This window comes from Silvimonas iriomotensis, assembly GCF_014645535.1.
Lineage (GTDB): Bacteria > Pseudomonadota > Gammaproteobacteria > Burkholderiales > Chitinibacteraceae > Silvimonas > Silvimonas iriomotensis.
Genome location: NZ_BMLX01000006.1, coordinates 17,948 through 39,573 on the forward strand (window position 1 = coordinate 17,948; position 21,626 = coordinate 39,573).

The 21,626-nt window shown below is 60.9% G+C and carries 19 protein-coding genes; 9 read left to right on the forward strand and 10 right to left on the reverse strand.

Features of this window, described 5'->3' with window-relative positions; all coding sequences use genetic code 11:
* Positions 1 to 311: 311 nt before the first annotated feature.
* Together IEX57_RS17125 and IEX57_RS17130 are read right to left on the reverse strand one after the other, a co-directional pair.
* Positions 312 to 956: a hypothetical protein gene (locus tag IEX57_RS17125; protein ID WP_188705811.1), complete on the reverse strand. Its 645-nt coding sequence runs from the start codon at positions 954 to 956 to the stop codon at positions 312 to 314.
* Between the two features lie 64 nt (positions 957 to 1,020).
* A complete protein-coding gene (locus tag IEX57_RS17130; protein WP_188705813.1) occupies positions 1,021 to 1,932 on the reverse strand; it encodes an Ig-like domain-containing protein in 912 nt (303 codons plus the stop codon).
* 100 nt (positions 1,933 to 2,032) lie between these two features.
* Here IEX57_RS17130 and IEX57_RS17135 point away from each other — a divergent pair, with 100 nt between their 5' ends.
* From IEX57_RS17135 to IEX57_RS17145, 3 genes are all read left to right on the forward strand, one after another.
* Positions 2,033 to 2,569, forward strand: coding sequence for a MarR family winged helix-turn-helix transcriptional regulator (locus IEX57_RS17135; RefSeq protein ID WP_188705815.1), 537 nt, complete (start codon positions 2,033 to 2,035; stop codon positions 2,567 to 2,569).
* Complete coding sequence (locus IEX57_RS17140) at positions 2,566 to 3,729, forward strand: MFS transporter (RefSeq protein ID WP_188705818.1); 1,164 nt, start codon at positions 2,566 to 2,568, stop codon at positions 3,727 to 3,729. Before IEX57_RS17135 ends, IEX57_RS17140 begins: the two co-directional genes overlap by 4 nt.
* Before the next feature lie 226 nt (positions 3,730 to 3,955).
* Positions 3,956 to 5,278, forward strand: coding sequence for a methyl-accepting chemotaxis protein (locus tag IEX57_RS17145; RefSeq protein ID WP_188705821.1), 1,323 nt, complete (start codon positions 3,956 to 3,958; stop codon positions 5,276 to 5,278).
* A 61-nt stretch (positions 5,279 to 5,339) separates the two neighbouring features.
* On the opposite strand, the gene IEX57_RS17150 is transcribed toward IEX57_RS17145, so the two are convergent.
* From IEX57_RS17150 to IEX57_RS17160, 3 genes are all read right to left on the reverse strand, one after another.
* Positions 5,340 to 6,722 carry an MFS transporter gene (locus tag IEX57_RS17150; protein WP_188705823.1) on the reverse strand — a complete coding sequence of 461 codons (1,383 nt, stop codon included), beginning with the start codon at positions 6,720 to 6,722 and terminating at the stop codon, positions 5,340 to 5,342.
* Between the two features lie 125 nt (positions 6,723 to 6,847).
* Entirely contained in the window at positions 6,848 to 7,810 is a 963-nt protein-coding gene (locus tag IEX57_RS17155) for a VTT domain-containing protein (RefSeq protein WP_188705825.1), read from the reverse strand.
* Between the two features lie 233 nt (positions 7,811 to 8,043).
* The gene (locus IEX57_RS17160; RefSeq protein WP_188705826.1) at positions 8,044 to 8,409 is read right to left on the reverse strand and encodes a hypothetical protein; all 366 of its coding nucleotides are present in this window, start codon (positions 8,407 to 8,409) and stop codon (positions 8,044 to 8,046) included.
* Between the two features lie 178 nt (positions 8,410 to 8,587).
* On the opposite strand from IEX57_RS17160, the gene IEX57_RS17165 reads away from it, so the two are divergent.
* Positions 8,588 to 10,045 (forward strand): aminotransferase-like domain-containing protein, encoded by a 1,458-nt coding sequence (locus IEX57_RS17165; RefSeq protein ID WP_188705828.1) that lies wholly within the window; start codon positions 8,588 to 8,590, stop codon positions 10,043 to 10,045.
* Here the strand turns inward: IEX57_RS17165 and IEX57_RS17170 are convergent.
* From IEX57_RS17170 to IEX57_RS17180, 3 genes are all read right to left on the reverse strand, one after another.
* On the reverse strand, positions 10,034 to 11,239 hold the full coding sequence (locus IEX57_RS17170; RefSeq protein ID WP_188705831.1) for a winged helix-turn-helix domain-containing protein: 1,206 nt from the start codon (positions 11,237 to 11,239) through the stop codon (positions 10,034 to 10,036). The two genes, IEX57_RS17165 and IEX57_RS17170, sit on opposite strands and share 12 nt — an antisense overlap.
* A gap of 77 nt (positions 11,240 to 11,316) precedes the next feature.
* On the reverse strand, positions 11,317 to 11,955 hold the full coding sequence (locus tag IEX57_RS17175; protein ID WP_229709086.1) for a trimeric intracellular cation channel family protein: 639 nt from the start codon (positions 11,953 to 11,955) through the stop codon (positions 11,317 to 11,319).
* The gene (locus IEX57_RS17180; RefSeq protein WP_188705833.1) at positions 11,945 to 14,290 is read right to left on the reverse strand and encodes a penicillin-binding protein 1A; all 2,346 of its coding nucleotides are present in this window, start codon (positions 14,288 to 14,290) and stop codon (positions 11,945 to 11,947) included. The genes IEX57_RS17175 and IEX57_RS17180 overlap by 11 nt, the downstream gene beginning before the upstream one ends.
* A 142-nt stretch (positions 14,291 to 14,432) precedes the next feature.
* Between IEX57_RS17180 and IEX57_RS17185 the strand changes: the two genes are divergently transcribed.
* Positions 14,433 to 15,326, forward strand: coding sequence for an HTH-type transcriptional regulator ArgP (locus IEX57_RS17185; protein WP_188705834.1), 894 nt, complete (start codon positions 14,433 to 14,435; stop codon positions 15,324 to 15,326).
* Between the two features lie 20 nt (positions 15,327 to 15,346).
* Here IEX57_RS17185 and IEX57_RS17190 read toward each other — a convergent pair whose 3' ends face one another.
* Both IEX57_RS17190 and IEX57_RS17195 read right to left on the reverse strand, forming a co-directional pair.
* A complete protein-coding gene (locus IEX57_RS17190; protein ID WP_188705836.1) occupies positions 15,347 to 15,586 on the reverse strand; it encodes a hypothetical protein in 240 nt (79 codons plus the stop codon).
* Entirely contained in the window at positions 15,586 to 15,822 is a 237-nt protein-coding gene (locus IEX57_RS17195; RefSeq protein ID WP_188705838.1) for a hypothetical protein, read from the reverse strand. The genes IEX57_RS17190 and IEX57_RS17195 overlap by 1 nt, the downstream gene beginning before the upstream one ends.
* Positions 15,823 to 16,130: 308 nt before the next feature.
* On the opposite strand from IEX57_RS17195, the gene IEX57_RS17200 reads away from it, so the two are divergent.
* From IEX57_RS17200 to IEX57_RS17215, 4 genes are all read left to right on the forward strand, one after another.
* Complete coding sequence (locus tag IEX57_RS17200; RefSeq protein WP_229709087.1) at positions 16,131 to 18,197, forward strand: S46 family peptidase; 2,067 nt, start codon at positions 16,131 to 16,133, stop codon at positions 18,195 to 18,197.
* A gap of 197 nt (positions 18,198 to 18,394) precedes the next feature.
* Positions 18,395 to 18,997: a hypothetical protein gene (locus IEX57_RS17205; protein WP_188705842.1), complete on the forward strand. Its 603-nt coding sequence runs from the start codon at positions 18,395 to 18,397 to the stop codon at positions 18,995 to 18,997.
* A gap of 405 nt (positions 18,998 to 19,402) precedes the next feature.
* Entirely contained in the window at positions 19,403 to 20,794 is a 1,392-nt protein-coding gene (locus IEX57_RS17210; RefSeq protein WP_188705843.1) for a GntP family permease, read from the forward strand.
* Between the two features lie 23 nt (positions 20,795 to 20,817).
* Positions 20,818 to 21,594, forward strand: a complete 777-nt coding sequence (locus IEX57_RS17215; protein WP_188705845.1) for a 3-hydroxybutyrate dehydrogenase — start codon at positions 20,818 to 20,820, stop codon at positions 21,592 to 21,594.
* Positions 21,595 to 21,626 lie beyond the last annotated feature (32 nt).

Sequence of the window (21,626 nt, forward strand, 5' to 3'; positions counted from 1 at the left end):
AAACAACGCATTGAAAGTAGTGCGTTCAACATAAATTGAGACTATCTACCTCAAAAGCTGAGACAACGCGGCAAGACATGCAAAAGCTGAGACAATATATTTTTTTCCCCTCTCGTAATTAAGCGGATAAGCCTGGTTCAGCCCTTGATTGGCACCTTGCATCTATTGCCGCCTAAAAAGTAAACGCCGCACAGTTTTGGCTGATGCGGCGTGCACTTACTTGAACTACCCCAAAGGTTATCCACAGATTTTGTGGGTAATTTCAGGCAGTAACGGCGATGCATCTTGTCGGATTGAGTTTCCGCGCAATATCAGGCCGGGATGGGGTAACGCGCCGAGGTGATGTATTTGCGGGCGTTGTTGATTGCCGTGTCGCTACCCTGTGGGGTCTCGCCGGGTCTGCGAATGCCCGAGGTCCAGCTGGCAATGGAGCGGAGTGGAAGCTTGCCGTTGATGTTGTCTGCAACATCATCGTAAGCGCGACCATCTTGCCCCATCAGCGTGGGTATCCAGTGGTGATCCGAGGTCCCTTGATAGAACGTGACGACTGACGCGCTGTATCGTTTTGCCGCCCCGACTAGCGTGGTGTTGGCATTGAGTTGCTGTTCAAGCCAGGTCCGATCTTTATCAGAGAGGTTGCCGGTGACTTTGAGTTTGCCGTCCTGCAAAACCGTATCCCAGTTGCTGTTTGCAATCTGGGGGTGGTTTTTTGCCAGATCACTCTGGATCTTGGACATCTGGTCGTACACGATCTGCATTGAGTCGGTCGCCTGCTGCGACGGCTGTTCAATGTATTTATCTACCCCATTCAGGAACTCACTCATCTTGGTTGGGGCAGCAGAGGAAGCAATTTTTGGATCGACGCCTGTTAACTTGTTTGCATCCGCCATCTGCGGGGTAGCCTGACCGAGACTTAGGGTTGAGCCGCCGGTAGTCGGAATATAAGAAACACTCATGTGGGTTGCCTCCTGTTTTAATCCCGGCCAGGGAGAGAACATGACCGGGTGCAAATCAAATCAATTACCAGCGTCCAAGGTAAGTTTCCTGGCAGATCCGCCACCATTCGATGGTGTCGCTGGTATTCGCACCCACATTGGGTGCAACTGGCTGTGCAGATGCCGCAGAGATCATCCACTCCCCTTGCTCAGCCGTACCTTGCCAATGATCAGTCGGTAATCCTGGCGCGGCATACGTCACGGGGGCTAGCGGGCTAAGGCACGAACCAAAGTTGAATGTCGTCGTTGCCATGCCAAACACGTCGGTCTGCGCAGTCTGGGTCTGTGTTATGCCGGGTTGCCTCACGATGAAAGTGACCGTCTCACCAGGAATAGCCCTGTTCTGGCTATCCTTGATGGTCGCACTGAGGGTCAGATAATTCGCTGCCTGCAATTGCCCGCGTACCGGATACCAACGACTGATGTTTTCGTTGTTGATCTGGTTCATGCTCGCGATGTAGCCATCGCCCACACCCGCACGCAACGAATACCACTCGATCCCGGCGGCAGCATTTGCACCCCAGACCCGGACCATGATCCCGTAGGGGGTTGTCGTGCCGGCGGTATTCCCAGGCAACCCGGTGAACGTGAAGGTCTTGCCCGTATCGGTCGTGGCAATGTTTTGCGGTGTGGACCAGAGATAGCCATTCGCCAGTTTCTGCACCAACCAGAAAGTCACACCCACATTAGCAGTGAAATTCAACTTTATTTCGGCTGCAGTCTGACCAACCTTTAGCGGAAAGAAGTAATAATCCTGGTCAGCGGCAGGGGTGTCGATGTTGGCGGAGATGGACGTATTCATGTTCAATTGTGTTGCCGTCGATGGCTTGTCGTTCGGCTCATAGCTATTCCAGTTCGCTCTGGAGAAGGCTCGGAACTGGAACGTTTGGCCCCCGGTTGTCTCATCTTTTGGTTGGAAAATCTCATCTTTAGTCAAACATGACACCGTCTGTCCATCCAGGCAGGCGGTTGCGCTTTCTGTTCTGCGCGTTTATATGCATGATGCATACATCAGTCTCTCTGGTGATGAGGACATCATGGCGCTGCCTGTCGAAAACCTGTTGGGCGTACTGGCCTTGCATGTGATGGATGAACTGCAAGACTTGCCGGCCCCGGCGCCCTTGCATGGCCTCACCACCCGCGCCGCGCTCAACGCGGTGCATGCTTACCCGGGCTGTTCTATCGAAACCCTGCGCGAAGTCCTGGACCTGTGCCACCCGGCGGCGGTGCGTGCCGTGGCGGGGCTGGTCGAGGCCGGGCTGGTCCGCAAAGACCCTGGTCGCGACAAACGCACGGCGGCGCTCAACCTGACCGAAGCGGGCAAGCTGGAGCTTCACCGCATCATGCGCGCGCGCGACCATATGCTGTCGCGCGTGGTGGGCCGGCTGGACGCCCCGGAGCAACAGCAGCTGGAACAACTCTTGATCAAGATGCTCTGGTCCGAGACCCGTGACAGCCCGCATTCCATGCGCTTGTGCCGGCTGTGCGACGATGGCCCGTGTCTGGCTGCAGGCTGCCCGGTTGAAAACCGCGCCACCGACTTGCCCATGCCCCTGCGGGAAACCACTGCATGACCACCGTCACCCGTCCCGACTGGCGCGCGATTTTCGCGCTGACCAGTGTTTCCAGCCTGGCGCAGATCGGGCAGTTTGGCTTTGGCTTCATGGTGTTGCCATTGTGGCTGGCTGATCACGCGCTGGACCCTGCCCGCGCCGGGCTGTTTGCCTCATTGCAATGGGCCGGCATGCTGGTGGGTTTGCTGGGCACGCCATGGCTGGGCGCCCGCGTGGGGCCGCGTTACGCGGTGCTGGCGGGCCTGCTGGTCAGCGTGGCCGGGTTTGCGCTGATGCCGTGGGTACAATGGCCCTGGTGGTTGTTATCGGCGTTCCTGATTGGCGCGGGTCTGGGCATGCGCTGGATCGCCAATGAATCCTGGCTGTATGGCCTCGTCCCGCCCCGCTGGAGTGGCCGTGTGGTGGGCGCACATGAAACGCTGATTTCGCTAGCGGAAATCATAGCGCCGACGCTGGCCTTGCTGCTGGGCAGTGGTGGCAACGCGCCCTTCATCGCCGGGATTGTGATGACGCTGATCGCCGCACCGCCTCTGTGGCTGGCACCGCAACCCCATCATCATGACGCGGCCAGCGGCGCCGCCGAACCCGGTCAGTTGCGCTTGCCCACCGTCCAGCTTGGGCTGGCGACGGCGCTGGTGGGCGGCTTGTGTGCGGGTGCGCTGTATGGGCTGTTTCCACAATTTGCCACGGCGCACCAGTTCTCTGCCGCGCAAACCGCCACGCTGCTCACCATTCTGGGGGTCGGCGCCATGGTCTGGCAGATTCCGGTTGGCTGGCTGGCAGACCGGGCCGGGCTGGCTGGCGCGGTGCTGGCAGCCAGTGTCGCCGCGCTGATCGCCTGTGTTTTGTTGCTGGCCGGATCAACGCTGTTGATCGGTGCCGGGGTGTTTTTGCTGGGCGGGGTCAGCGCGGCGTTTCTGACCCTGGCAGTGTATGCCGCCGCCACCCGGCCCGCGCCACAAATCGCCCGTGTCATGCGCTGGATTACAGTCAGCTATACCGGCGCATCCATCATCGGCCCGCTGGGTGCGGGCGTGGCCATGAAAACCGTCAGCGCCGATGCGCTGGTCTGGCAAGAGGCGGCCCTGACCCTGCTGCTGGCTGTGGCGGCGCTGGTGAGCGTCAACCGCGTGCGCGCGCGCACCGGTGCGGCCGCGTAATCTACCACGGCGGTTTTTGCTGGTCCTGATCTGATCCTGGCACCCTGATATGGATGTCAGATTGTCATTGTATTGCTGTCGCATATAGTAACCATTGGGCTGGTATAACCGGAACGCCCGACCCCATGGTTCTGGCGAACAAATGCGTACACCTCGTACCCGGTGTCCTGGCTCTCAGGCAGTCTTGATTGTCGCCCTGGAATGCCCTTGAATCCGAGGAGATCGCATGTTTAGTCAGAATATGAAGGATCAGCTATCCAAGCAGGCCGGTTTGCTTCGCCAACATGATGCGTTCCTGAAAGCGCTGGATCGCTCCATGGCCGTCATCGAATTCCTGCCCGACGGCACCGTCATCAACGCCAATGATAATTTTCTGAAAGTCACCGGATACGAGCGCGGCGAGCTGCAAGGCAAGCATCACCGCATTCTGTGTGACAGCAGCTACGCTTCCTCACCTGAATACGCCGATTTCTGGCGCCGCCTGGCGGCGGGTGAATACTTCAGTGGCCATTACAAACGCATGGCCAAGGACGGCCACCGCATCTGGCTGGAAGCCACGTACAACCCGATCTTTGATGATGATCGCAAAGTCGTCAAAGTCATCAAGTTTGCCCAGGATATCACCCAGCAGATTGAACACGATCTGGCGCAGGAGAACATGCTCAGCGCCATCGACCGCTCCATGGCGGTGATCGAGTTCAACATGGATGGCACCATCATCAACGCCAACGAGAACTTTCTTAAAGCCACCGGTTACCGGCTGGATGAAATCAAGGGCCAGCATCACCGCATGTTCTGTCAGCCCGACTACCGCAACAGCCAGGAATACGCCGATTTCTGGCGTGCGCTCAACCGGGGCCAGTTCATGTCCGGCCAGTTCAAGCGCATGAACAAGCAAGGTGGCGAGTTGTGGCTGGAAGCCACCTACAACCCCATCTTCGATAGCGATCACAAACCGTACAAAGTGGTGAAGTTTGCCAACGACATCACCCTGCGCATGGAGCAACAGGAAGCCGATGCGCAAAATGCGCGCCACGCTTATGAGATCTCTGAAGAGACTGACGCCGTCTCAGAGCAAGGCAAACAGGTGATCCAGAACGCCGCGCAGGAAATGCACGATATCGCCAGCAATGTGCAATCGGCCTCCCGGCTGATTGAAGACCTGGGTTCCAAGTCCAGCCAGATCAGCAGCATTGTGAACACGATCAAGGAAATTGCCGACCAGACCAACCTGCTGGCCCTGAATGCTGCCATTGAGGCGGCCCGCGCGGGCGAGCAAGGCCGCGGCTTTGCCGTGGTGGCCGACGAAGTGCGCAAGCTGGCAGAGCGCACCGGGGTATCGACCACCGAAATTGCCGGCATGACCAGCAAGATCCAGGAAGGCACCCGATCGGCCATCCAGAGTATGGAAGCGTGCGTGAATCAGGCCAACGACGGGGTGAACCTGGCCAATCAGGCCGGGGATGCCATTATCCGCATCAGCGAGGGTTCCAAGCAGGTGGTGCGGGTGATCCGGGAGTTTTCTTCAGTCAAGACGGCCCGGCTTTGACTGCGTGCCGTTGCCCACAAAAAAGCCCCTGCGAAAGGGGCTTTTTTGTTGTGGGGTGCGTTCAGGAGCGCCGGGCCATTTCGGCGCCCGCATCATGCGGCAAGCGGCTGGTGACCGGGATCGACAGAATCGAGAAAAACCCGACCACGACAAAGGCCGGCCAGAAGTCGGCCTCGGTAATATGCGCGTGGCCTTGCAGGTGGTTGGACAACTGCAACGTCATACCGGCAATGATCACGCCCAGGCCCAGCGACAATTGCTGTACCACGCTGGCAAGACTGGTGGCGCGGCCGGCGTCTTCACTGCGGATATCGGCGTAGACAATCGAGTTCAGACAAGTGAACTGTAAAGACGGGAAGAAGCCGCCCAGCACCACAATGGTCAGGATCAGCCAGACCGGCATGCTGGAGGTAAACAGGCCGAATGACGCCAGCGCCAGGCCGGCCAGCAAGGCATTGATCATCAGTACGCTGCGAAACCCGTAACGCTTGAGCACACGCGGGCCGATACTCTTCATGAACAGCGCGCCAAACGCCGAGGCGCAAGTGATCATGCCAGAGTGAAACGCGCTCATGCCCATGCCTTCTTGCAGCGCCAGCGGCAGCAAGAACGGCACCGAACCCAGGCCAATCCGGAACAGGGAACCGCCCAGCACACTGGCGCGGAAGGTGGGAATCTGCAAAAAGCGCGGGTCCAGCAAAGGACGGCTGGCGTGCATGGCGCCGCGGAAGTACCACACCAGAATGGCCACGCCGACCACCGTCATGCCGATGGCCCAGCCCAGCGGCACCAGATGGCTACCCAGCAGCGCCAGCCCTAGCATGGTCAGCGAACTGCCCAGCGCAGAGGTAATGAAACCAGGAACGTCCAGCGGGTCCTGACTGTCTTCGCGGGTATTGCTGATAAAGCGCCCGGCCAGATACAGGCCCAGCAAGCTCACCGGGATATTGACGAGGAAAATCCAGCGCCAGTGAAAATACGTGGTGATAAAGCCACCCAGCGGCGGCCCGATGACCGGCCCGAACAAGGCCGGCATGGTCAGATAGCCGATGGCCTTGACCAGATCGGCCCGCGGCACCGCCCGGAAAATGATGATGCGCCCGACCGGCACCATCATCGCGCCGCCCATGCCTTGCAAAAAGCGCGCGCCTACAAACGCCGGCAAGGTGCTGGACACCGCACACAGCAGCGAGCCGGCCATGAAAATGCCGATCGCAGTCCGGAACACGGTGCGGGCGCCAAAGCGGTCTGCCACCCAGCCGCATACCGGAATGAACACACCCAGCCCGACCACGTACGCGGTCAGCGCCAGCTTGAGGGTAATGGGGTTCTGGCCAAGGTCTCGCGCCAGCACGGGCAACGAGGTGGAGATCACCGTGGCATCCATGTTTTCCATGAATAGCGCACAGGCCACAATCAGCGGAATGATAAACGGGCGGGACATGCGTGAAACCGGGAAGCACCACCTTGCAAGTGGTGCCCGCATTGTACCGGGCCGACTGATATTTCAGCGTAACAGGCTGTAAGCGGGCAACCGGGGCACAACCCGGCTGCGCGGCTGACGGGTCATCACGTGGTGGCGGGCGTGGCGGGGTGCAAGAGTTCGGGCAGTTCTGCCTCAAACCAGGCTTCCAGACCGCCTGCCAGCGGCAAGGTACGGGTCCAGCCCATGCCACGCAACTGGCGGGCCGCCGCTACGGCGGTCACGTCGTTCGGGCAACTGCAATAGACCACGATATCCCGGTCTGGCAGCAAGATCGACGCCGCCGTGCCGATCTCCTTGAGTGCGATCGTGTAGGCACCGGGCAAGGTGCGCGGGTCCAGCAGCCGCCCTTCGGCCGAGCGCACGTCAATGATCACCGGATCACGCCCGGCGGCCAGATCAGCACGCAGCTGGGCCACGGAAATCCGCGGCATGTTGTCTGATTGCTCGGCAGCGCGACGGCGGCGGATCACCCGGCCAATCAGATAAATCACCACCAGCGCCGCCAGCGACCACACGGCGCCCTCGCCCAGTTGCGCCAGTACGGTCAGCACCAGATCAAGTTCATCACTGAACAGCGCGCCCAGCCCCAGGAACACCACCGACCAGAACAGCGAAGCCGCGATATTCCATTTCAGGAACGAAAACCAGGACCAGCCCAGCGCACCGGCCAGCGGTGGCGCCACGGCAGAGATACCGGGCACAAACTTGGCGGCAAACAAAGAGATCCCGCCCCATTTGACGAACAGGGTTTCGCTCTGGCGCACACAGACGTCAGCCGAGAGCGAGACTTTACAGATGACGCCCAGCACGCGCCGGCCCAGCCGGCGGCCAGCGATGAACCAGACCATATCGCCGATCGCACCACCCAGCGTGGCGGCCAGCAGCAGCGCCAGCGCAAACTCGCCCGAGGCGACCGACAACGCCCCCACCATCACCAGCAAGGGTGAAGCGGGCAGCGGCAGGCCGGCGCGGGAGACCAGCGTCACCAGAAACGTCAGCGGTAAAGCGTAGTGCTGGGTCAGGCCCAGCAAGAGATGCAAATCCATGTTTGGCACAGTGGGTCATGGCGCGATATGCGCGCGCGTGGTTTTAGCGTCGATTATTCAGGGAATTGAGGGTGAACAGACGCGATGCAAGAGGCATATCCGACTATTGGCAGAGTAGCCGGACTACCTTCTGGCTGCAACGCAGCACTTTGCGTTTTGTCGTGTGGCTACCACGCAAACAAAAACCCGCCAGGCGGCGGGTTTGATGACAGCCAGAACAGCGGCAGAACAGATCAGCGTTCGCTGACCAGAACAGCGGGCCGGCGCAGGCGGGCCAGCGTGGCAACCACCCGGCCGCCAGCACGCAGCAGCGTTTTGATCCAGGCCGGTCGCTCCGCCGCGATAAACCCGACACAGCGCAGCTGGCCACTTTGAGCGGCATAAAGCGTCGACCAGCCCTCTTCTTGCAAGGTGTAAACGTCGCCGTTATCCAGATAGCGCGGCATCTGCATGACATCTTCCGCCAGCCAGCGCGGCGCTTCGGCCAGATGCATGCGGCCGGAGAGCACATGCAGGGTCATCCCGGGGCGGCCGTGAAACTGGAAAGTCTGGCCGTTGAGCATTTCAATGGTGAGAAAGGATTCGGGCTGGCGTGGCATGCTGGCGTTCTCCGGCGGGTGGGATATGCCATACAGGTTATCGGGGGCCCCTGGCTGCCAACAGGCACACGCACGGAATCTGTTCTGCGCAACAAGACCGGCAAAGTGCATCTGTTACGATGCAGTCCGGAAAAATCTGTATCTGTTATGGCTCAGGCCCCAGGCACAGAATGAAGCCATGGACCAATTTCCGCTCTATCGCCAGCTTGCCAGTCACTACCGTCAGGCCATTGAGGCCGGCACCTTGCGTGCGGGGGAAAGAATGCCCTCGGTACGCACCTTGATGGAGCGCCACGACGTCAGCCTGTCTACGGCGTTGCAGACCTGCCGCTATCTGGAAAGCCAGGGCATTGTGGAAGCGCGCCCGCGCTCGGGCTACTTTATCTGTCACAAGCCGCGCAATGCGCTGGCCCGCGTGCCAGAGCCGCGTATTGTCCTGCCCGATACCGCGCAATACGCCGGGATCAACGAGAAAGTCTCTGCCATTCTGGTCAAGGCCATGAGCGCCAATGTGCAAACCAATCTGGGGGTCGCCTGCGGTGCGCCAGAGTTGTACCCGAATGAACCCTTGCGCCAGGCCGCGGTGCGCGCGTTGCGCCAGCATCCGGAAATCTACGGCCGGGCCGTACCGCGCAATGGCCATGCCGGTTTGCGCAGCGTTCTGGCCAAGCGCGCCATGCATGCCTCCATGAACCTGACCGCAGACGATATCGTGGTCACCCACGGCTGCACCGAGGCGCTGAATCTGGCTATCCGCGCGGTAGCACAGCCGGGCGATATCATCGCCGTGGAATCCCCGACCTTTTATGGCGTGCTGCAGATTCTGGAAAGCCTGGGCATGCGTGCGCTGGAAATCCCCACCAGTCCGGAAACCGGTATCTCGCTGGAAGCGCTGGAACTGGCCGCGCAGACCTATCCCAACATCAAGGCGCTGGTGGTGGTGCCGCACCTGCAAAATCCGCTGGGCGCCATCATGCCGGAGAGCCACAAGGACCGGCTGGTCACCTGGTGCGAAGCCAACCACATTGCGCTGATTGAAGACGACACCTATGCCCTGCTGACCGATGACGACACGCCGCTGCCCGCGCTGAAAAGTCGCGATTACACCGGCAACGTGATCCACTGCGCCAGTCTGCACAAAACGGTAGCGCCGGGTATGCGCGTGGGCTGGATGAGCGCCGGCAAATGGCGTGGCCGGGTCGAGATGCTCAAGTACGCCCATTCGCGGCCCAACGAGGCCTTGTCGCAGGTTGTTGCAGCCAGTTTTCTGGGATCAGGCGCGTTTGACCGTCACTTGCGCCGTTTGCGCACCCATCTGTTTACCCAGCGCCAGCAAGTGGCGCAGGCGATTGCCGGTTATTTTCCGGCCGGCACCCGGCTGACCGTGCCGGCAGGTGGCTTTGGCTTGTGGGTGGAACTGCCGGACCGGCGCGACTCGCAAGCGGTGTTTGAAACCGCGCTGGAACAAGGCATACGCGTGGCGCCTGGCGTGTTGTTCTCCAATTCGTCGCGCTTTGCCTCGTTCTTGCGCATCAGTTGTGGCACGCCCTACAACAGCGAACTGGATCAGGCCGTACGCAAGCTGGCGCGCATTGTTGAAACCGCGCCCGCGGTAGCCACACATTCAATCGTCTGATTGCGCCATGAACGCCGCCGGCACCTTGCCCCAGGTGACTTGCGGCGTTGCGTGCCAGTCGGCGCAGCGCTGAATGGCACGGCCAATATCGCCCGCCAGCCGGGCACTGAGCCGCACGCCGTCTTCCAGATACAGGCTTTTGATTTCGAATACGCCCCTGGCGCGGTGCGCCTTGGCATCCAGCCGCCCCACCAGCTTGCCACGACTCAGGATCGGCAGGCAGAAATAGCCGTACTTGCGCTTGGGCGCGGGCGTATAGCATTCCAGCGTGTAATCAAACCCGAACAAGGCAGTAGCGCGTTTGCGGTCCCACACCACCGGATCGAACGGCGACAGCAGCGTGGTCACGCTGGAGGCCACCTCGCCGGCGTTGGCCGCCTCAATCAGTCCGGCCTGATCACGATGCACCCAGGTGGCCTGTTTAAAACCGGGCACCGTCACCGGCACGATTTCGCCGTCCGCTTCCAGCGCCGCCAGTTCTGCCAGCCAGGACACCTTGCGCAGCCGGTAGTAATCCGCCACCCAATCAGCCCGCACCACGCCCAGCGCCTGGCAAGAGCGACGAATCAGTTCCCGCTGGACCGTGGCCAGATCAGGCAGGTCACGCGCGTCGTTCCAGTCCGGCAAGACGCGTTCGGTCAGGTCATAGACCCGGTGGAAGTTGCGGCGCTCGCTCACCATCAACTCGCCCGTGGTGAACAAGACTTCCAGATGGCGTTTTTCGGGCTTCCAGTCCCACCAGCCGTTGCTGCTGCCTTGTTCGCGGGCAAAGTCGGCCGAACGCACCGGGCCGCTGGCGCGGATCTGGCCGATCAGTGCGTCGATCTCGGACTGGTATTGCTGGTGCCAGTTGGCCGCGTATTTCCAGCCCATGCCAGACGGATCAAGCATGCGGTGTCGCATCAGGCCGTAATCTTCAATCGGCAAAAAACACGCCTCATGCGACCAGTATTCAAACAGGCGCCGCTCCGCCAGCAGTTGCTCCAGCCAGGCCTGATCGTAGGCACCCAGGCGGCTGAACAGCACCAGATACGGGCTGCGGGCCACCACGCTGATGGTGTCGATCTGCAATTGCGCCATGCGGCTGATGGCGGTCAGGACATCGGCTTTGACGGCTTTGCGCCGTGGCGGCGTGAGCAGGCCCTGGGCGTTCAGATGCAGGGTACGGGCGGCGGTCAGCGAGAGCGTGTGCACGGCGGGTGAAAGCTCCGGATAGGTTGGCGCTATTCTATGCCGTGAATGCGGACAGAATCCGCCCTGATTACGACAAGTTATTCAAACCCGCGAATACCGGTGCCCGAGAACCCCGGCAGTTCCCACTTGAAGCGGATCGCCAGCGCGCGAAAGACACAACCGGTGCCCAGCGCCATCAACAGGGCCTCGCCCGGATCGGTGCCCAGCTTATGCAGGCCGACATAAATGGCGCCCGTGACCAGCGAGACGCTGGCATACATCTCGCGCCGCAGCACCAGCGGGATTTCATTGCACAGAATGTCGCGCAGCACGCCACCAAAAATGCCGGTGATCATGCCGAACACCACCGCCACCGCCGGGTGTACGCCCACCCCCAGCGCGATATCGCAACCCAGAATGGAAAACGCCACCAGCCCCAGCCCATCTACCAGCAAGAACAGGATGCGCAAGCGGTGCACATGCCGCGCCAGCATGGCGGTGACGAGGGCGGCAGTGATGGTAAACGCCAGGTACAGCGGGTGCGCCACCCAGCCCAGCGGATAGTGTCCCAGCAGCATGTCGCGGATCGAGCCGCCGCCCAGCGCGGTGACCGTGCCAACGAGGCACAGCCCGAACAGATCCATACCGCGCCGCATGCCCATGATGGCGCCGGACATGGCCTCTGCCACAATCGCAACCAGGTAGATGTAATGCAGCAGCATGGCCTCAGTCGTCATTGGAGAACATCTGGATGATGGCGTCACGTTCCGATTGCTCGTGCCCTTCTTGCGCTGCGGCGGACGACGTATCCGTCACCACCACGCGAGCGCACTTTACCGCACTGCGGATAAAGCCGTGCGCGTCATCCACGCAAGCGCCCTGCGTGTATTCGGTATACACATAGTCTTGCATTGTCTGCGCCACACCATCGGGCACCGGGCGTTCCCGCTGCGGGCGATCAGCCAGGGCAGTTTTCATGTAATCCACCCAGACCGGCAAAGACAGCGTACCGCCCGTGCGCCGGCCCAGACTGCGCGGCTGGTCGTAGCCCATCCACACCACGGTCACAAGGTCGCCGCCATAACCGGCAAACCAGGCATCACGCGCATCGTTGGATGTCCCCGTCTTGCCGGCCAGATCATCCCGCCCCAGCACCATCGCCCCGCGCCCGGTCCCTTCATGCACGACCGAACGCAACAGGCTGTCCACCATCCAGGCGTTGCGTTCAGAGACCACCCGCCGGCCTTTGGGGCGGGCCGGTTCTGCAATCAGCACCTTGCCTTTGCGATCACGCACCGACTTGATCAAGCGGGGCGAGTACAAGGTGCCGCCATTGGCAAACACCGCATATCCCGCGGCCATCTGCGTCGCCGTCACCGAGCCCGAACCCAGCGCCAGCGGTAGCGAGGGCGGGTTGCGGGCGGCGTTAAAGCCAAACTGCATGGCGTACTGCTGGGCATAAGGCGCCCCGGCAGCTTGCATCAGCCCCACCGCCACCAGGTTTTTGGAGCGTGCCAGGCCGCGGCGCACGGTGATGAATCCTTCATAGTTATCGCCATAGTTTTTGGGCCGCCACGGCTGCGCACCGGTTTCTGTGCGCCCCAACTGGCGCTGGGTATCATCAACCAGCGTACCGGGGAAAAACCCCTTTTCAATGGCCGCACCATAGATAAACGGCTTGAAGGCCGAACCAGGCTGGCGATAAGCCTGCAAGGCGCGATCATATTTGTTGCGGTCAAAATCAAAGCCCCCGACCAGCGCCTCGATATCCCCGGTCTGGCTATCCAGCGAGACCAGCGACGCTTCCATTTGCGGCAACGAAATCAATTGCCAGCGCGCCTTGCCCATGTCCCGCGCATAAACAATGGCCCCGCGCCCCAGCTTGCCGGCGGCCGCGCTTTTATCAGAGACCAGTTCCAGCGGCGTACCGTCGCGCTGCACCGCATTGAATACGTCGCCTTGCCGCCCGGTGATCAGCACCGCCAGCACATCATCGGCGCTATCCGGCGTGGCGGCCAGCAAGCTGCGGATGGTTTTGGCATCCGGGCCATCGTGCGAGAGCGCAACCGTTTTGACCGCGCCACGAAAACCGCTCGCCGCCTGCAGATTCAGCAAATGCGCCCGCACCACGGCATCGGCATGTTTTTGCGCGGGCAGATTGATCGTGGTCGTGATATCCAGCCCCAGCGCATAGGCCTGTTCGCCATAACGCGCCACGGCCCATTGCCGCACGGCTTCTACTGGCCAGGCGGCCTCACGGATGGCGGTGTGATCCGGCGCCAGTTGCAGCGGTTCGGCCAGCGCCGCCTGGTACTCGGCATCGCTGATATAACCCAGCTCCAGCATGCGCTTGAGAATATATTGCTGACGCTGCCGGGCGCGCTCCGGGTTGTTGACCGGGTTGTTGGCAGACGGCGCCTTGGGCAGGCCCGCCAGCATGGCCGCCTGCGCCAGCGTGATCTCGCTGACCGGTTTGCCAAAATAGATATTGGCCGCTGCGGCAAAGCCATAGGCCCGCTCACCCAGGTAAACCTGGTTCATGTACAACTCAAGCAGCCGATCCTTGCCGTATTCCTGCTCCAGTTTGAAAGCCAGCAGCATCTCGGTGATCTTGCGGGTGAAGGTTTTTTCGCGCGTCAGATAAAAATTGCGCGCCACCTGCATCGAGATCGTGCTGGCACCCTGACCATGGCGCCCGGTCGTGATATTGGCCAGCGCAGCCCGCGCCATACCGCCGAAATCAACCGCGCCATGTTCGTAATAGCGCGCGTCTTCAATGGCCAGCAGCGCCAGTTGCATGCGCTTGGGGATAGCCGACAAGGGCAGCACGTCGCGCCGTTCTTCGCCATATTCGGCCAGCAAGGTCTTGCCATCATCGGCATAGATGCGCAGCGGTTGGGCCGGCTGGTAAACAGCCAGTTCCTTGATTGAGGGCAAGCCTTGCCAGACTTGCCAGAGCCACCAGCCCGCGGCGCAACCCAGCGCCACCGTCAGGCCCAGCAACAGCCCCGCAACCAGCGCAAAGATGCGCAACCAGGGGCGGCCTGGCCGGGACGAATTGGAAGCATTCATATTGTTTTTCCATTCATATTCGTCGAATTATCAGAAAAGCGATGATCTTTGATGAACCAGGTTTAAGATATATCCGCTACCCTTAAAAATTCTTCATTGAGAAACTATTCACAAAGCCGGAACCCGCCCAAGAGAAACCGCAGTGAGACTTGATCCCAAGCAGACAGAAGCCCTGTTGACCGTTATTGAGACCGGCAGTTTCGAACAAGCCGGTGCCCGCCTGCATGTCACGCCGTCGGCCATCTCGCAACGCGTGCGGGCGCTGGAAGAAGAAATGGGCGCTGCGCTGGTGATCCGCAGCCGGCCGGTACGTGCCACCCGCACCGGACAGCGGCTGTTGCAGCATCTGCGCCGGGTCATGCTGCTGGAAGAAGACCTGGCCTCTGACCTGGCCGAACAACGCCACGCGCCCTTGTCAGTGACTATTGCAGTCAATGCCGATACGCTGGGGACGTGGTTTTTCCCGGCGCTGGCCGAACTCCTGGCACACGAACAAGTGCTGCTTGATCTGATCGTGGAAGACCAGGATCACACCTATGAAGTGCTGGAAACCGGCATGGCCACCGGCTGCGTCAGTACCGAACCGCGCCCGATGAAGGGGTGCTTTGCCGACCCGCTGGGCATCATGCGTTACCGCATGATCGCCAGCGCCGCCTTTGCCGAACGCTGGTTTCCCGAAGGCCTGACCCGCGCCGCTGCCCGCACCGCGCCGGTGGTGGCCTATACCCGCAAAGACAGCCTGCAGGCCAATTTCCTGCAAGACCGGCTGGGCCTGACGCCGGGTGCCTACCCGTGCCATTACGTGCCCGGGTGCGACCCGCACTACACCGCCATCCATTACGGCCTGGGTTATGGTCTGGTGCCCGAGTTACTGGTGCGCGAGGCCCTGGCCAAGGGCACACTGGTTGATCTGGCCCCGGCGCACCCGGTTGATCTGGCGCTGTTCTGGCACGCCTGGAAAGTGCAATCACCGCGCATGGAAATCATGTCGCGCCGGATTGGCGAAGCGGCGCGGCAATTGCTGGCGCTGCGGTAAACCGGCAAATCATCGCCCCCTCAGCGCAGCGAGCGGCTTGGCTGGCCGGCCAGCACGTGGCCGGGCCGGGGCGACAAGCCGTTGATACGTTCGGCACGCTGGGCCGCTTGCACCGGTTTGTCAGTTGCGCTCATCACCCATTCGATCGCATTCAAGGTCAGCAAGCCGCAGAACACCGCACTGCCCATAAACACCAGCCAGAACCTCAGACGCCCCGTCCCGCCGGTTTTCGCTTGTCCAGCATCATTCTGGCGCTTCATTATTGTTCCCCCGCCTGCAAGGCAGAAAGCGAAGCCTGCGCCGCGGGCAGGGCTACCCCGCCCAGGGTATCCGGCGCCGTCAGCGAACCGACGCCATGGCTGGCGGTAGCCAGATCAACCGCGGCCAGCGCCTGGGCCTCGGCAACCTTGATGCGGTCAACGATGTTGAATGCGGCGTGAGTAGCAAAACCGCCAACGACAGCGGCAACAAGCAAGACGGCAAGTGTGCGTTTCATGTGGGTGATCTCCGTGCTGTATCTGGTTTAAGGCAGCAAGCTTTTGCGGCTGCTGACCAGACACAGTGTGATCGGCCCGAGCGATAACATGAATTTAGCTAAGCATTAGTTTGTTATGCATAAAATATCTTAATAAACGCTTCCAGGAAGTGCGCTGTTGTGTAGTGATTTCCTGAAATCTGCATATTGGTCATTCATGACAAGCACGTAACAATGAACACCGGCATGACACATGCCGACCGGCCACATCCGGCCACCCGGAGATGGTTTGCGGAAATACCCACCGCCTTCCTACAAGAGAGAAAATTTTGCGCAAATTACTGGTTTTGAGCAGTTTCCTGATACCCAGCCTGGGGCTGGCCGCTGAAGGGATGTGGACGCTGGATCGTTTGCCGACCCAGGCCATTGCCCAGCAATACGGTTTCACGCCGGACGCTGCCTGGACTGACAAGGTCATGCATGCGTCGGTGCGGATTGCCGGCGGCTGTTCGGCCTCTTTTGTCTCCCCCACCGGGCTGGTGCTGAGCAACCACCACTGCGCCTTGTCTTGCGTTGAGCAGTTATCCAGCATCAAGAAAGACTTCGTGAAAGACGGTTTTCTGGCCGCCACACCGGCCCAGGAAGTGCGCTGTCCGGAGATTGAACTGAACCGGCTGGATCGCATTACGGATGTGACCAAAGAAGTCAAAACCGCAACCGCCGGCTTGTCGGGCGGTGCATTCCGCGACGCCCAGAATGCCGTGAAGGCCCGGCTGACCGCCGCTTGCGCGGGCGATGCCAAAGCCACTACCCGCTGTGAAGTGGTAGACCTCTATCACGGCGGTCGTTACGACCTTTACCAATATCACCGCTACCAGGACGTGCGCCTGGTGTTCGTGCCGGAAAAATCGCTGGGCTTCTTCGGCGGCGATCCGGACAACTTCAATTTCCCGCGCTACGCCATTGATATGTCGTTGCTGCGCGCTTATGAAAACGGCAAACCGGCTGTGGTGAAGGATTACTTCCCGTTCAACCCGGCCGGCGCGCAAGAAGGCGAGCTGACCTTTGTGACCGGCAACCCCGGCCGCACGCAGCGTTTGCTCACGGTGGCGCAGCTGGAAACCCAGCGTGATACCGTCATTGAGCACCAGTTGCTCAGCCTGGCGCAGCTGCGCGGCATCCTGACGCAATACAGCGCCGAGAGCCCGGAAAAAGCCCGCGTAGCGGCGACTGACCTGTTTGGCATTGAAAATTCCTTCAAGGCCCGGCTGGGCCAGTTGCAGGCGCTGCAAGACCCGGTCCTGATGGCGCAAAAACGCCAGGAAGAAGCCGATCTGCGCGCCTTTGTCGCCAAAGACCCGACGCTGGCCAGCAAGGCCGGCGGCGCGTGGGATGCCATCGCCAAAGCCCAGACCGTGTACCGCGAGATCGAACCGGATTACCTGATGAAGGAAGTCGGCCTCGGCTTTAACAGCCAGTATTTCCGGATCGCCCGCAACCTGGTCCGCGGCGCGGATGAGCGCGCACTGCCCGATCAACAGCGCATGCCGGAGTTCAACGAAGCCGCCCTGCCGCAACTGGAACAACGCTTGTTCTCCAGCGCGCCGCTGTATCCGGATTTCGAACGCGTCAAACTCACCGCGTCGCTGACCCGGCTGCGCGAGATCCTGGGCACGGATGATCCGTTTGTAAAACAGGTGCTGGGCAAGCAATCGCCGGCTGATCTGGCCCGCCAGTTGACCGAAGGCACGCAACTGGCCGATGTCGCCCGCCGCAAGGCCCTGTGGGACGGTGGCAAGGCCGCCATTGCCGCGTCGGATGACCCGATGATCAAACTGGCCCGGCTGGTTGATCCGGCCGCGCGCGCAGTGCGGCTGAAGTATGAGAACGACGTGGACGCGGTCGAGCAAAAGAATGCCGAACTGATCGCCCAGGCCCGCTTTGCCCAGTTGGGCGACAAGGTTTACCCGGACGCCACCTTCACCATGCGCTTGTCTTATGGCGAGGTGCGTGGCTGGTCTGAGCGCGGCCAGCCGGTGCCGCCGTTCACCCACTTTGCCGGCCTGTATGACCGCGCCACCGGGGCCGAGCCTTTTGCCCTGCCACAGAGCTGGATCACGGCAAAACCGAAACTGGACCCGCAGCAACGCATGAACTTTGTCACCACCAACGACATCATTGGCGGCAACTCCGGCAGCCCGGTGATCAACCGCCAGGGGCAGATTGTGGGCCTGGTGTTTGATGGCAATATCCACAGCCTGGGTGGCGCGTTCTACTATGACCCGGTAAGCAACCGTACCGTGGCGGTGCACAGCGGCGCCATCCTGCAGGCGCTCAAGTATGTGTACGGCGCCGATCAACTGGTGCAGGAGCTGACCGTGCCGGCCACGCATTAAGCGGCCTGCCGTTCATCCAGCAAATGGCATATCGCGCAGCCCGCGGTATGCCATTTGTCGTTTCAGGGCGTTAGTTACATGGGCGATACAATTACGGCCCGTAAAGACAAATACCGGATACAAATGGCTGTTTTAATTGCAGTTTGTGGCCATCCGCGCTGGCCACGCCATGTGCAGCAACGCAAGGAGACGCGCCCATGACCAGCAGCATCTCATCCAGCAATTATTCGTCCCTTTCTTCCTTGCTCGGCGCCACCGGCACGAGCACCGCCAGCACCAGCGGCACTTCATCGACCGATTCGCTGCTTGATACCGTGCTGGCCGCCGAAGAAGCAGCCAGCTCTAGCACCGCCAGCCCCAGCACAACCGTCACGCTGGGCAGCAGTAACAGCAATAGTGACGCGACGACGTACAACTCGTCCGGTTTGCTCACTGAACTGAACCAGATCATTGAACAGAACACCCTGAGCGACCCGCTGTTGTCCGGCGACTCCGGCAGCACGGACGACTTGTTCTCCTTGCTGTCTGGCGCCAGCGATACCGCCAACAACACGCAATCGACGCTCGATTCCCTGGTGGCGCAACTGGAAGGCAACAGCGGCAGCACCGCCAGCAGCAGCGCGTCGGGTACAACCAGCTCGACCGCAGCCAGCGGCACGACCAGCAGCAGCGCCAGCAGTTCTGGCAGCACCGCCTCGGTCGAGAGCGAATGGGCGCAGATTCTGGCAGCCAATCCGCAAGCCGCATCGCAGCTGACGCAGGCTTCGACCGACGAGTCTTTGATCAACTCACTGTTGTAATTGCCCCCCGCCCTGGCAGCCCGGTAGCACTCGCTCACCCACTACGTTTTTGCCTGACAAGACAACACGGCCACCGCTGCAACCGGGTGGCCGTGCTGCTTTCTGCCGCCCGGCCAGCCGCTGTTTTGTCTCCATATCGAGAATTAGTCTACATACAGAGACAAAATCGCCCATTTTGCGCTGCCGCCATTGATCCCCCTCAACTTGCTGCGACCGCACATGAGCACCCGGTTGTCTACGTTCAGAGACAAAACTCCGCCCAATCTGGCCAGAACCCGCATTTTGTAGTCAATTCTGGCCTGGTACAGAATCTGCTAGAACCCTCTTGCGCACTCTTTGCGTGCAGGCAGCCCAAGGCGCCTGACTCATGAATGGCTTTACAAAAAATGCCACTGGAGGAGTTACATGGCTCTGCTGATTGTTCTGGCCGCACTGGCCTTGCTGATGTACACCGCATATCGCGGTTATAGCGTGATCCTGATGGCGCCGATCTGCGCGCTGGCCGCCGTCTTGCTGACTGATCCCACCCTCGTCGCCCCGGTCTTCAGCGGCGTGTTCATGGAAAAGATGGTGGTGTTCGTCAAACTGTATTTCCCGGTGTTCTTGCTGGGTTCACTGTTTGGCAAGCTGGTGGAGTTGTCCGGTTTTTCCAAAGCCATTGTCAACGCCGTGATCGGCTGGATTGGTCGCGAGAAAGCCATCGCCGTGATCGTGGTTGTCTGCGCATTACTGACTTACGGCGGCGTATCGCTGTTCGTGGTGGTGTTTGCGGTTTACCCGTTTGCCGCCGAGTTGTTCCGCCAGGGCAATATCCCCAAGCGGCTGATCCCCGGCGTGATTGCGCTGGGCGCGTTCTCGTTCACCATGGATTCGCTGCCCGGCACGCCGCAGATCCAGAACATCATCCCCACCACCTTTTTCAAGACCACCACCTGGGCCGCGCCGTGGCTGGGCACGATCGGCGCGCTGTTCATTTTTGTGGTGGGTTTGTTGTACCTGAACTATCGCCGCCGCCACCTGATTGCTTCAGGTGAAGGCTATGGCACGCAGTTGCAGAACGAACCTGCGCCGGTCGATACCAGCAACCTGCCTTCGCCCTGGCTGGCCATTGCGCCGCTGGTGCTGATTGGCGTCGTCAATTTTGCGCTCACCCGGCTTATCCCCCAATGGTACGGCGCCAGCCACACGCTGGCCTTGCCGGGCCTGGCCAAGCCAGTCACGACGGCGATCCCGTCGGTGACTGCGATCTGGGCCGTCGAAGGCGCGTTGCTGTTTGGCTGCCTGTTTGTGCTGCTGACCGCCTTTGGCGCAGTCAAAGCCCGCGTGCAGGAAGGCAGCAAACAGGCCGTGGCCGGTGCCTTGCTGGCCGCCATGAACACGGCATCTGAATACGGTTTTGGCGGGGTGATCGCCGCATTACCGGGCTTTATTGCCGTCAGCCACGCGCTGGCCGCCATCCCCAACCCGCTGGTCAACGCGGCCATCAGCGTCAGCACACTGGCCGGCATTACCGGTTCGGCCTCTGGCGGCATGAGCCTGGCACTGGCCGCGCTCTCCGAGCAGTTCATTGCCGCCGCCAACGCCGCGCACATCCCCATGGAAGTCTTGCACCGCGTGGTGGCCATGGCCTCTGGCGGCATGGACACCCTGCCGCACAACGGCGCGGTGATTACCGTGCTGGCCGTCACCGGCCTGACCCACCGCGAGGCCTACCGCGACATTTTCGCCATTACCGTCATCAAGACGCTGGCGGTGTTCTTTGTGATTACCGTGTACTACCTGACCGGTCTGGTCTGACGTTGCACCAGGGAGCTTTATCCATGACAGACCTCAAAGGCAAAACCGCACTCATTACCGGCTCAACCAGCGGTATCGGCCTTGGCATTGCCCAGGCGCTGGCCGGCCACGGCGCCAACATCATCCTCAACGGTTTTGGCGACGTGCTGGCCGCCCAGCAAAGCGTGACCCATCACGCCGGCCGCGTGGGTTACCACGGCGCGGACCTGATGAAACCGGCCGAGATCACCGATCTGATGCGCTACGCCACCAGCGAGTTTGGCGGCGTGGATATCCTGGTCAACAACGCCGGCATCCAGCACGTAGCCAGCGTGGAAGACTTTGCGCCAGAACGCTGGGACGCAGTAATTGCGCTCAACCTGTCTGCCGCTTTTCACACCATGCATCTGGCGATCCCGGGCATGAAGCAACGCGGCTGGGGGCGGATTATCAATATTGCCTCGACGCATGGTCTGGTGGCCTCTGCGCAGAAGTCAGCTTATGTGGCGGCCAAACACGGGATTATCGGCCTGACCAAAAGCGCCGCACTGGAACTGGCGCAAACCGGCGTGACCTGCAACGCCATCTGCCCCGGCTGGGTAAAAACTCCGCTGGTGGAAAAACAGATTGCCGACCGGGCGCAAGCGGGGGGCATCAGCGTGGAACAGGCCACGCGCGATCTCTTGCTGGAAAAACAACCCTCCGCCGAGTTTGTCACCCCGCAGCAACTGGGCGAACTGGCACTGTTCTTATGCAGCGACGCCGCCGTGCAGGTGCGCGGCGCAGCCTGGGCCATGGATGGCGGGTGGACGGCACAGTGAGCCCGCCCCGCCCCAGAACAAGAGGAGCACAT